Annotated in this window: 10 protein-coding genes and 3 tRNA genes; 7 read left to right on the forward strand and 6 right to left on the reverse strand. The window is 65.1% G+C overall.

The window, feature by feature from the left end; genetic code table 11:
* Positions 1 to 11: 11 nt before the first annotated feature.
* On the reverse strand, positions 12 to 1001 hold the full coding sequence (locus VH499_RS11130) for a phosphotransferase (RefSeq protein ID WP_332052800.1): 990 nt from the start codon (positions 999 to 1001) through the stop codon (positions 12 to 14).
* Between the two features lie 218 nt (positions 1002 to 1219).
* Between VH499_RS11130 and VH499_RS11135 the strand changes: the two genes are divergently transcribed.
* The gene (locus tag VH499_RS11135) at positions 1220 to 2146 is read left to right on the forward strand and encodes a hypothetical protein (RefSeq protein WP_332052801.1); all 927 of its coding nucleotides are present in this window, start codon (positions 1220 to 1222) and stop codon (positions 2144 to 2146) included.
* 68 nt (positions 2147 to 2214) lie between these two features.
* Here the strand turns inward: VH499_RS11135 and VH499_RS11140 are convergent, their stop codons facing one another.
* The gene (locus VH499_RS11140; RefSeq protein ID WP_332052802.1) at positions 2215 to 3774 is read right to left on the reverse strand and encodes a fatty acid--CoA ligase; all 1560 of its coding nucleotides are present in this window, start codon (positions 3772 to 3774) and stop codon (positions 2215 to 2217) included.
* Between the two features lie 114 nt (positions 3775 to 3888).
* Here VH499_RS11140 and VH499_RS11145 point away from each other — a divergent pair, with 114 nt between their 5' ends.
* On the forward strand, positions 3889 to 4860 hold the full coding sequence (locus VH499_RS11145) for a UDP-glucuronic acid decarboxylase family protein (RefSeq protein WP_332052803.1): 972 nt from the start codon (positions 3889 to 3891) through the stop codon (positions 4858 to 4860).
* Positions 4861 to 4897: 37 nt separating this feature from the next.
* Here the strand turns inward: VH499_RS11145 and VH499_RS11150 are convergent, their stop codons facing one another.
* Positions 4898 to 5920: an NAD-dependent epimerase/dehydratase family protein gene (locus tag VH499_RS11150; RefSeq protein ID WP_332052804.1), complete on the reverse strand. Its 1023-nt coding sequence runs from the start codon at positions 5918 to 5920 to the stop codon at positions 4898 to 4900.
* 221 nt (positions 5921 to 6141) lie between these two features.
* Here VH499_RS11150 and VH499_RS11155 point away from each other — a divergent pair, with 221 nt between their 5' ends.
* Complete coding sequence (locus VH499_RS11155; protein ID WP_332052805.1) at positions 6142 to 6933, forward strand: glycosyltransferase family 2 protein; 792 nt, start codon at positions 6142 to 6144, stop codon at positions 6931 to 6933.
* Positions 6930 to 8684 (forward strand): carbamoyltransferase family protein, encoded by a 1755-nt coding sequence (locus VH499_RS11160; protein WP_332052806.1) that lies wholly within the window; start codon positions 6930 to 6932, stop codon positions 8682 to 8684. The genes VH499_RS11155 and VH499_RS11160 overlap by 4 nt, the downstream gene beginning before the upstream one ends.
* 6 nt (positions 8685 to 8690) lie before the next feature.
* Here VH499_RS11160 and galE read toward each other — a convergent pair whose 3' ends face one another.
* The 3 genes from galE to rlmB all read right to left on the reverse strand — a co-directional run bounded on the left by galE (position 8691) and on the right by rlmB (position 10606).
* Complete coding sequence (gene galE, locus VH499_RS11165; protein ID WP_332052807.1) at positions 8691 to 9674, reverse strand: UDP-glucose 4-epimerase GalE; 984 nt, start codon at positions 9672 to 9674, stop codon at positions 8691 to 8693.
* A 16-nt stretch (positions 9675 to 9690) separates the two neighbouring features.
* Positions 9691 to 9765, reverse strand: a tRNA-Thr gene (locus tag VH499_RS11170).
* Between the two features lie 79 nt (positions 9766 to 9844).
* Positions 9845 to 10606: a 23S rRNA (guanosine(2251)-2'-O)-methyltransferase RlmB gene (gene rlmB / locus VH499_RS11175; protein WP_332052808.1), complete on the reverse strand. Its 762-nt coding sequence runs from the start codon at positions 10604 to 10606 to the stop codon at positions 9845 to 9847.
* A 113-nt stretch (positions 10607 to 10719) separates the two neighbouring features.
* On the opposite strand from rlmB, the gene VH499_RS11180 reads away from it, so the two are divergent.
* The 3 genes from VH499_RS11180 to VH499_RS11190 all read left to right on the forward strand — a co-directional run.
* A tRNA-Tyr gene (locus tag VH499_RS11180) sits at positions 10720 to 10806 on the forward strand.
* Between the two features lie 38 nt (positions 10807 to 10844).
* Positions 10845 to 10918: transfer RNA gene (locus VH499_RS11185), tRNA-Gly, on the forward strand.
* Between the two features lie 49 nt (positions 10919 to 10967).
* The coding region (locus tag VH499_RS11190) for a GTP-binding protein (protein ID WP_332052809.1) at positions 10968 to 11104 on the forward strand (137 nt) is incomplete at its 3' end.

Consider the following 11104-nt stretch of genomic DNA (forward strand, 5'->3'; position numbering starts at 1 on the left):
GCTACCGCCGATCAGGCGCGGGTCTTGACCATGGACCAGCCAAGATCGGCCATCGCCCTGGCGCGATTGCCGTACTTCGTCGCCGTGGTCGAGGAGGCATTGCCGTCGAGCCCGCGCTTGTAGACGCCTTGCACGATCGCGGCGAGGCGAAAGAGCGAAAAAGCGACATAGAAGTCCCAGTGCTCGATGCCCTGCCGGCCGGTGCGGCGGGCATAGGCGGCCAGGTATTCAGCCTCGCCCGGGATGCCGAATGCCTCGAGGTCCATGCCGGCATAGCCGCCCGAGGCGCCGAAGCCCTGGCCGAAATGATACATCATGCAGTTGTAGCCGAGATCGGCCAGCGGGTGCCCGAGCGTGCTGAGTTCCCAGTCGAGCACGCCGATGATGCGCGGCTCGGTCAGATGCACGATCGTGTTGCCGAGGCGATAGTCGCCATGGTTGATGCGCGTCTCGTCGCCCGGCGGAATATTGGCCGGCAGCCACTGCTTCAGGTGTTCCATCGACTCGATGTGCTCGGTGCGCGCCAGATCGTATTGACTCGACCAGCGTGCGATCTGTCGCGGGATGTACTGCCCCTCGCGACCGTATTCGGCCAGGCCGACGGCGCGATAGTCGACATTGTGGATGCGGGCCAGCACGTCGTTCATCGAGTCGAAGATGCGGCCGCGATCGGCCGGCGACACCTCCGGCATGTTCGGATCGGCGAAGATCCGGCCAGGCATGAACTCCATGATGTAGAAGGCGGTCCCGATCACCGCGTCGTCCTGGCAGAGCAGGTACGGCTTGGGCACGGGCACGTCGGTGTGGTCGGACAGCGCCTTGATGACGCGGAATTCGCGATCGACCTGGTGAGCCGAGGGCAGGAGCTTGCCCGGTGGCTTCTTGCGCAACACGAACATGCGTCCGGCGGCATCCGTTAGATGGAACGTCGGATTGCTCTGCCCGCCCTCGAACTGCAGAACGCGCAGGGGGCCACGGCAGCCGTCTATATGCGAAGCCATATAGCGGGCGAGACACGCCTCATCGAATACATGGGCGTCGCGAACGGGCGTCAGGTTCGAGGGCAATTCGGACATTGGTATGGCAGGGTCATGTCGTTTCGGGGATGCAGGCGTTCTAGCGGCGTCCGACCACTTTTTCGAGGGATGTTTGGGGACGATGCGGCGTAGCGAATCACAAGACGGCAAATGTGTCGTCGAAACACGCCCAGAGGACATGAATGTCAACACTTCGCCATATCCCGTACGCGGTACTGACGGCGGGCAGTTTGCTCGTCGGCGGCGGCGCGTACGCGCAATCGATGTACAGCATCGATCAGCGCCAGGCCGAGCAGCAGGACTGGATCCGTCACGGTGTCCGTGACGGTCAATTGACTCCCGGTGAGACGGCGCGCCTCGAGCAGGGCGAGCACGCCATCAACCGCGCCCAGGCGCGTGCAGAGGCCGACGGCCATGTGTCGCCGTGGGAGCGGCAGCGTATCGACGGCATGGTCAACCGCGAGAGCCACCAGATCTACCGTCAGAGCCACGACAACCAGCAGGCGTGGGACCGGGGCGGCCGCGATGGCTGGGGCCGCGCGGGATGGCAGGACCGCAATGGCTGGCGTGCACACGACGGAGGTTGGGGTTACCGCGACGCCGACCGCCGCGACTGGGGCCACGACCACGACGGGAACGGCAATCAGCATGGCTGGGATCATCGCCAGGCGGACAACCGCGACTGGGGCCGTGACCACAACTGGAACGGCAACCAGAATGGTTGGAATCAGAACGGCCAGCACGGATGGAACGGCGGCACGCCCGGCCAGCAGCACTCCTGGAGCGGCAATTCCGGCCAGGGCGGCTGGCAGCATGGCTCGACATCGAGCCAAGGCAATCAGGGTGGCGGCTGGCAACACGGCGGAACGGCGACGCCGGGTACCGGCATGGCAAGTACCGGGTCGCACAGCTGGTCCGGCGGCAGTTGGGGCGGCGCTCAGCAGGCTGGGCAGCAGGGCCCACGGATGATGCCCGCCGCTGCGCCCGCGGCGCAGGCCTGGACGCAGTCCCGCACGACGACCACGACACAGAGCTGGAACCAGCCGCGTACGGCGAGCAACTACGGGAGCCGGACGTATAGCGGCGGACGGAGCTTCGGCCACCGCTGAGATCATTGTACGGACAGTGCGAGGTTCGGCCGGCGACTTCCGTGGGAAGTCGCCGGCTCCTTCGACCGTCAGTTGACCTGCCGTTCGCGGTCGCCCCAGTAGGCCTTGCGCAGTTCGCGCTTCAGGATCTTGCCGGTGGGATTGCGCGGCAGGGCATCGATGAAGTCGATTGACTTCGGTAGCTTGTAGCCTGCGATCCTGTCGCGCGCCCAATCGATAAGTTCGCCCGGCATCACCTCGGCGCCGGCTTTCCTCACCACCACCGCCTTGACGGCTTCGCCCCAGCGTTCATCGGGCACGCCGATCACCGCTACATCGGCCACGGCCGGATGGCCGAAGAGCGCGCTCTCGACCTCCGCCGGATAGATGTTCTCGCCTCCCGAGACGATCATGTCCTTCACGCGATCGTGGATGTAGAGGTAACCTTTGCCGTCGAGATAGCCCGCGTCCCCGCTCAGGAACCAGTCGCCCTTGAAGGCGCGCGCCGTCGCTTCCGGCAGTTTCCAGTAGCCGCCCATCACCTGCGGTGAGCGGATGGCAATCTCGCCTACCTCGCCCACCGGCCGATCGTGCCCGTTCGCGTCGACGATCCGCAGCTCCACCTCCTTCTGGGCGTAGCCGCAGGACAGGAGCTTCCTCGGGTCGGACGGGTCGTGATCTTCGGGCGGCAGGAGCGTGACGGCGCCCGTCGTCTCGGTCAGCCCGTAAACCTGCTGGAAGCCGCAGCCAAAGACCGCCATCGCCTGCTTGAGCAATTCGGCCGGGATCGGGGCAGCGCCATACACGATCAGCTTCAGGCTCGAGAGATCGGTCTCGCGGATCTGGGGCGCCTGCACGAGGAACAGGATCATCGCCGGCACCAACAGGATGACCTCGATGCGCTCGCGCTGGATGAGCTCGAGGATCTCGGCCGCTACGAACTCGCGCACCACATGGTTGACCGCGCCGGCATAAAGGCCGGCCATGCCCCAGCCGGCGCCGCCGATATGGAACATCGGCAGGCAGACGATGGTGCCGGCCCCCGGCTTGAACTGCCAGCTCTCCGTCCATGTCCGGAACATGAAAGCGAAGTTGGCATTGGTCAGCTCGGCGCCCTTCGGCAGCCCCGTCGTGCCGCTGGTGTAGAATTGGACCGCGGTCTCCGACGGTTTGGCCGGCAGTTGCGGATCGAGATCGGGATGCCGGTCGCGCCAGAAGGGGAAGGGCTCCCAGCCGGGGCGAGTGCCGGACAGCGCCACGATGCGGCGCACGTCACGCAAGTGATCGTGAATCCTGTCGATCACCGGAAAGAACTCCTCGCCCACGAACAGGATCTCGGCTTCGGCATCGTTCAGGATATGGAGAACTTCGGGTGCTGCGAGCCGCCAGTTGACCGAAACCATCACCGCGTTAGCCTTGGCCACGCCGAAAAGAAGCTCGAAGTAGAGGTCGCTGCTTTTGTCGAGATGGGCAACGCGGGTACCCGGCTTTATTCCTTCAGCGATCAGGCCCTGTGCCACGCGATTGGCTGCACGATCGAGCTGGTCGTAGGTCGTCGTCCGCCCCCGATAGACCAGGGCGGCAGCGTCGCCGCGCCGCATGGCGTGGGTGCGCACGATGTCGCCCAGTCCAACCATCTCCATACCCATCTCGCGCTACTCCCTTCGCTTGATACCAATGGTCCCTGGAGTGCGACGAATTTCGAGTGATTTCAAGAAATTGATCACCTACTGTCGGTCGAAGAGCGAGGTTTGCGGAGGATCATGGGCAAGCGCATATTGGTGACCGGCGGGGCGGGATTTCTGGGTTCTCATCTGTGCGAGCGCCTGCTGCGGGCCGGCAACGACGTGTTGTGTGTCGACAACTATTTCACCGGCAACAAGGACAACGTCGCCGCCTGCCTCGATCATCCGCACTTCGAGCTGATGCGCCACGACGTGACGTTCGCGCTCTATGTCGAGGTCGACGAGATCTACAACCTCGCCTGTCCGGCCTCGCCGATCCACTACCAGCACGATCCGGTGCAGACGACCAAGACCAGCGTCCATGGCGCCATCAACATGCTCGGCCTGGCCAAGCGGCTGCGGGCCAAGATCTTCCAGGCCTCGACCAGCGAGGTCTACGGCGACCCCAACGTCCATCCCCAGGTCGAGAGCTATCGCGGCAACGTCAACCCGCTGGGGCCGCGCGCCTGCTATGACGAAGGCAAGCGCTGCGCGGAGACGCTGTTCTTCGACTACTGGCGGCAGCATCGGTTGCGCATCAAGGTGGCGCGCATCTTCAACACCTACGGCCCGCGCATGCATCCCAACGACGGCCGGGTGGTGTCGAACTTCATCGTCCAGGCGCTCAAGGGCGAGGACATCACGATCTACGGTGACGGCATGCAGACCCGCGCGTTCTGCTACGTCGACGACCTGATCGAGGGCTGGATCCGGCTGATGGAGCAGACGCCGGACGATTTCACCGGGCCGGTCAATCTCGGCAACCCGGTCGAGCTGCCGGTGCGGCATCTCGCCGAGAAGATCCTGGGGCTGGTCAACGGCCGCTCGAAGCTGGTCTTCCAGCCGCTGCCGGTCGACGACCCGATGCAGCGCTGCCCCGACATCACCCTGGCCCGCCAAAAACTGGGCTGGGAGCCGAAGGTCGGCCTCGACGACGGCCTCGCCACGACCATCGCCTATTTCGATGGCCTCCTGAAGAGCAACAAGGCCCTGCGGCGCGTGGGCCGCTGAGCGGCGACGACGCGCCTTCGGCCGCGGCGCGATGCGATTACTGGGCCGCGACGGCCCGGGGAAGGGCGTTGACGACCGACGCCTTGCCCGACGTCATCTCGTCGTAGATCCACTTGTAGGTCTTTTCCATGCCGTCCTCGAGACGGATGGACGGGGCCCAGTTCATCACCTTCTTGATCAGCGTATTGTCGCTGTTGCGGCCGCGCACACCCTTGGGAGCATCGAGGTTGTAGCGGCGCTTCAGCTTCACGCCGGCAATCTTCTCGACGATGTCGACCAGGCGGTTGATGCTGACCAGCTCGTCGCTGCCGATGTTGAGCGGCTCCACGATGTCGCTGTTGAGCAGCTTGATCGTGCCCTCGGTGCAGTCGTCGATGAACATGAACGAGCGCGTCTGCTGACCGTCGCCCCAGATCTCGATCTCGTGCCTGCCCGACAGCTTGGCCTCGATGACCTTGCGGCACATCGCTGCCGGTGCCTTCTCGCGGCCGCCATCGTAGGTGCCGTTCGGGCCATAGACGTTGTGATAGCGTGCGACGCGGGTGGCGATGCCGTAGTCCTCGCGGAAGTGGCGGGCCATGCGCTCGCTGAACAGCTTCTCCCAGCCGTAGCCGTCTTCCGGCAGCGCGGGATAGGCATCCTCTTCCTTGAGCGCAGTCACGTCGGGGTCGGTCTGCTTGTCGCCGTTGTAGACGCAGGCCGACGAGGAGAAGAAGAAGCGCTGTGCGCCGGCTTCCTTGGCGGCCATCAGCATGTGGGTGTTGATCAGCACCGAAAGCATGCACTCGGCCTTGTGGGTCTCGATGAAACCCATGCCGCCCATGTCGGCGGCAAGATTGTAGATCGTCCGCGCACCCTTGGCGGCGGTGCGGCAGGCCTCGAGAAGGGAAAGGTCACCGACCTGGTTCTCGACGCCCGGGCTCTTCTGGTACCACTCGACGAGCGGCTTCACATCGACCGCGCGGATCCTGGTGTGGCCGCGCTTCTGCAACTCGTGGACCAGATGGCCGCCGATAAATCCACCAGCACCGGTAACGACGACAAGATCATCCTTGGACATGAACAGGCCTTTCGAAATCAACGCGAGGGCGTGTCTCCCGGACTTACCGATGTCTCGGTTTCACGCCAGCGCTCGCACTTGGACGGACCGCTGATAGTGCTCGTTTGCGCGTCCGACGCTCGACCGTCAAGCCTTGCTCGGAATTGTCACGGATAAGTTGCAAGGCGGATGAAAACAGGTGGTCCGTATCAGATATTTGCCATATACCAACACACTAGCCGTTGTTTCACGTCGTGCTCGCCGACATCACTCCCGTCATCCTGACCTTCAATGAGGCGGCGAACATCGGCCGCTCGCTCGAGCGTCTGGCGTGGGCTCGCGAGATCGTCGTGGTCGACAGCGGTTCGACCGACGAGACGCTGGCGATCGCCGAGCGCTTTGCCAATGTCCGCATCGTGCATCGGCCGTTCGACAGCCACGCGCGTCAGTGGCGCTTCGCGACGACCGAGACGGATCTGACAAGCGACTGGGTCCTTCGGCTCGACGCCGACTACATGATGGAGCCGGCCCTTCGCGAGGAGATCGCCAACCTGAGGCCCGACGGCACCGTCGCTGCCTATCGCATTGCCTTCACATACTGCATTGACGGCCGCCCGTTGCGCGCTTCGCTCTATCCCGCCCTTCCGGTTCTCTTTCGCCGTGGGCATGGACGCTTCGAGCAGGACGGACATACCGAGAAGCTCGCGATCGACGGACTCATCGTGCCGCTCCGGGGCCGCCTGCTGCATGACGATCGAAAAGATCTCGGGCGGTGGGTCCGCAACCAGATGCGCTACCAGGCCTGCGAGGCGGCCAAGCTTGCCAGCCGGTCCTGGTCCGAACTCAGTTGGGCCGACCGCGTGCGGCGTACCCGGGTGTTCGGGCCGATCGCCGTCGCGCTCCATTGCCTGATCGTCAAGGGGCTCCTGTTCGATGGCAGGGCGGGCCTGCTCTACACCGCCCAGCGTGTCACGGCCGATCTGATCCTCTCCATGCATCTGCTGCAGCGCGATCTCGGTAAGCTGGGCAAATGACCTACATCCTCGGGCTGAATGCCTACCATGCCGACGCCGCGGCTTGTCTGGTCAAGGATGGAGAGCTGGTCGCCGCCGTCGAGGAAGAGCGCTTTCGACGCATCAAGCATTGGGGCGGCTTTCCCAGCGAGTCGATCCGCTATTGCCTCGCGGAAGCGGGCATCGAGCTTGCCGATGTCGCCCATGTCGCCGTCAACACCGACAATCGGGCGCAGCGGTGGCGCAAGCTCGCCTTCGTCCTGACCTCCGGCATCAGTCCCGCCTATGTCGCCAGGCGTCTGCGGGCGCGGGCGCAGCGCGCCGACGTCAAGGGCGAGCTCGAGAAACATCTGCCCGATCAGGAATTTCGCGGCTCCGTCCATGCCGTCGAGCATCATCTTTGTCATCTTGCCTCGGCCTTCTTCGTCTCGCCCTACGCGAAGGCTGCGGCGGTATCGGTCGATGGCTTCGGCGATTTTTCGTCCGCCGCATGGGGCCTGGGCGAGGGCGGGAAGCTGTCGATCGAAGGTGGGGTCTTCTTTCCGCATTCGCTGGGCGTGTTCTACGAGGCGATCACGCAATTCATCGGCTTTCCCCACTACGGTGACGAATACAAGGTGATGGGGCTGGCACCCTATGGCGAGGCGCGCTTTCTCGAGCCGATGAAGAATCTGGTCCGGCTGAAGAATGATGGCCGGTTCGAGCTCGGTCTTCGCTACTTCCGGCACGCGGCGGGGGAGGGCGCGAACTACGAGGTGAAGGATGGCATTCCCTCGGGCGGCCGGCTCTGGAGCGATGCTTTGCCCTCGCTGCTGGGCGCTGCGCGCGACCCGGCCGCGCCGCTCGAAGATCGCCACCGCGACATCGCTCGCTCGGCGCAGGTCACTTACGAGGATGCCTTCTTCAACCTCATGCAAGCAGTGCACCGGCGCTGCGGGCTCGAGGCCGTCGTGCTCGCCGGCGGCTGTGCCTACAACTCGGTCGCCAACGGCAAGATCTTCGAGCGCACGCCGTTCAAGAAGGTCTATATCCAGTCCGCGGGCGGCGATGCCGGCGGCGCCATCGGCGCGGCTTTCGCAACCTGGCACAAGGTCGAAGGCGACCGGATGCACCGCCGCTTCGTGATGGAGCATGCCTATTGGGGACCGTCCGCCTCTCCGCGCGACGTCGCGGCGGCGCTCGGCGCACGGCAGGTGGATTTCGATGCGGCCGGCTGCACCATCGAGCAGATCGGCGACGAGCAGGCGCTTTGTCGGCGCACCGCCGCGGCGATCGCCGATGGCAAGGTGATCGGCTGGTTCCAGGGACGGCTCGAATGGGGGCCGCGCGCGCTCGGCAACCGTTCGATCCTGGGCGATCCGCGTCGTGCCGACATGAAGGATATCCTCAATCTCAAGATCAAGCGCCGCGAGTCGTTCCGGCCGTTCGCGCCCTCGATCCTGCGCGAGGCGGTGAAGGACTGGTTCGAGACCGACGGCGACGTCCCCTTTATGATGCAGGTCTTCAAGATCCGCTCCGGGAAGCGCAGGGAGATCCCGGCCGTCACGCATGTCGACGGCAGCGGTCGGCTGCAGACCGTGGGCCGTTCGGCCAATCGGCGCTATTGGACGTTGATCTCGGCCTTTCGCGATCTCACCGGCGTGCCGATCGTGCTCAACACCAGCTTCAACGAGAACGAGCCCGTAGTGTGCCGGCCCGAGGAGGCCATCGACTGCTTCCTGCGCACCAGGATGGACGTGCTGGTCCTGGGCGATACCTTCATTTCGCGATGATCGCGCTCAGCGCGGCATCGCCCGGCGCCAGCGCAGCGTGTCATCGATCTGGGTGGCAAGGTCGCGGATCGGCCGCCAGCCGAGTTCCCGCGCCGACTTGGAAATGTCGCCGACCAGCTTGGGCGAATCGCCGGGGCGGCGCGGCCCGACCTGGTGCGGCACCGGACAGCCGGCAATCCGCGCGGTTTCCGCGACCGCCTGCCTGACGCTGTAGCCGGTGCCGCTGCCGAGATTGAACGACTCGTGGATGCCATCGGCGGGCCGGCGTTTCAGCCAGCCGAGCGCCCGCACATGCGCGTCCGCAAGATCGCTGACATGGATGAAGTCGCGGATGCAGGAGCCGTCCGAAGTCGGATAGTCGGCGCCGAGGACGGTGAGGGCGGGACCGAGCCCAAGCGCCGCGTCCGCGGCCAGCGGCAAAAGGTGCGTCTCCGGCGCATGCGCCTCGCCGATCTCGCCGCCCTGGTCCGCACCCGCGGCATTGAAGTAGCGCAACGACGCCGAGCGCAGTCCACCGGCAGCCGCCTTCTCCAGGGCCTGTTCCACGCGCGCCTTGGACTCGGCATACGGACTGAGCGGCGCGATCCGGTGAGTCTCCGTCAGCAGGTCGGATTGCGGCAGGCCGTAGACGGCGCAAGAGCTCGAGAAGACGAAGGCATCCACGCCATGGCGCAGCGCGGCGTCGATCAGCGCGTGGGTCTTCGTCACGTTGTTGAGCATGTAGCGCTCGGGCTCGCGCACCGACTCGCCCACCTCGATGTATCCCGCGAGATGAACGATCGAACTCGGCCGGTGGCGCGCGAACACCTGGTCGAGTTGCTCGCTGTCGCCAATGTCGCCACGCTCGAGCGGTCCCCACTTGACCGCCCACTCATGGCCTTTCTCGAGCGAGTCGAAGCACACGGGAGTGAAGCCGGCCTCGGCCAGCGCCTTGGAGACGTGACTGCCGATGTAGCCCGCGCCACCCGCTACCAGTACGGCGCCACTCACGACCCGCCTCCATGACTGGTGCCGGGTGAGGGATTTGAACCCCCGACCTTCGGTTTACAAAACCGCTGCACTACCGCTGTGCTAACCCGGCCCCGCCCGGTCTCATACGTTTTGCCGACCATCATCCGCAAGCCACTCAGCAAGGAAAAAGCAAAAGAACAGCGGACGGGCTAGCCGCGCCGTCCGCGCGCCCATTCATACGCTGCAATCGCGGCGGCGTTCGAGACATTCAATGCGGAAAGACGGCCCATTGTCGGAATGATCACCAGACGATCACATTTTTCCTCGGTCAGCCGGCGCAGGCCTTCACCTTCGGCGCCCAGCACGATGCACACTCGCCCGCGCAGATCGAGCGTATCGATGGGCGCATCGCCGCGCTCTTCGAGCCCGTAGAGCCAGAAACCTGCCTGCTTGAGCTGCTCGAGCGCGCGCGCGAGGTTGACCGCGCGCACGAGCGGCACGAGCTCGAGGCCACCCGACGCTGCCTTGGCCAGCACACCCGTGTCGGCCGGGGCATGCCGCTCGGTGACGAGTACGCCGGCAAGGCCGAAGGCCGCCGCCGAGCGGAGGATGGCGCCGACATTGTGAGGGTCGGTCACCCGGTCGAGGGCGAACAACAGGGCGTCCTCGCGGCAGCGGGCCAGAACATCTTCCAGAGACGGTTCTTCCAGCGGCGCCGCGAGGGCAGCCATGCCCTGATGGACGGCGCCCGCGGGCAGGTGCCGCGCCAACTCCTCGCGCGAGACGATTTGCACCGATCGGCCGCTGAATTCGGCGGCCTCGCGGTCGGCGGCTTCCCTGGTCGCCAGGATCCGCTCGATCCGGCGTTCGGGGTTGGCAAGCGCCGCCAGCACCGGATGGCGGCCGTAGAGCCACATCGGCTGGTGGCCGCCGCGAGGCGGTTTGGCGGTGCGGAGCGGGCGCGAACGCATGGCGAGGGTTGTAAAGGGATTTGGCGCTTGACGTAACTCATTGGATTTGCGAGCAACGCGCGCCCGTTTTGGCGGGCCGAACAGGCTTATCTCGCGCTGCGTGCCGCAGGTTCGGAGGGGTGGCCGAGCGGTCAATGGCAGCAGACTGTAAATCTGCCGACTTCGCGTCTACGAAGGTTCGAATCCTTCCCCCTCCACCAACGGATTGCAGCGTACAGGTTGGCCCTGTCCAGGAGTTGCGGGTGTAGCTCAATGGTAGAGCTCCAGCCTTCCAAGCTGGCTATGCGGGTTCGATTCCCGTCACCCGCTCCAGGTCGGGGCGCATTGTCGAGGCGGAAAGAATCACGAGGACCGTGGCACCATGACGAAGGCGAAGTTTGAGCGGACGAAGCCGCACTGCAACATTGGGACGATCGGACATGTTGACCATGGGAAGACGTCGTTGACGGCGGCGATCACGAAGGTTCTGGCGAAGACGGGGGGAGCGACGTTCACGGC

The sequence above is a fragment of the Reyranella sp. genome (genome assembly GCF_036558665.1).
Taxonomy (GTDB): domain Bacteria; phylum Pseudomonadota; class Alphaproteobacteria; order Reyranellales; family Reyranellaceae; genus Reyranella.

Bases quoted from the DNA above. Each gene is read 5' to 3' on its own strand.
- VH499_RS11140 (WP_332052802.1), bottom strand. From the start codon at position 3,774: ATGGGTATGGAGATGGTTGGACTGGGCGACATCGTGCGCACCCACGCC.
- VH499_RS11135 (WP_332052801.1), top strand. From the start codon at position 1,220: ATGTCAACACTTCGCCATATCCCGTACGCGGTACTGACGGCGGGCAGT.
- rlmB (WP_332052808.1), bottom strand. From the start codon at position 10,606: ATGCGTTCGCGCCCGCTCCGCACCGCCAAACCGCCTCGCGGCGGCCAC.
- VH499_RS11130 (WP_332052800.1), bottom strand. From the start codon at position 1,001: ATGGCTTCGCATATAGACGGCTGCCGTGGCCCCCTGCGCGTTCTGCAG.
- VH499_RS11160 (WP_332052806.1), top strand. From the start codon at position 6,930: ATGACCTACATCCTCGGGCTGAATGCCTACCATGCCGACGCCGCGGCT.
- VH499_RS11150 (WP_332052804.1), bottom strand. From the start codon at position 5,920: ATGTCCAAGGATGATCTTGTCGTCGTTACCGGTGCTGGTGGATTTATC.
- VH499_RS11145 (WP_332052803.1), top strand. From the start codon at position 3,889: ATGGGCAAGCGCATATTGGTGACCGGCGGGGCGGGATTTCTGGGTTCT.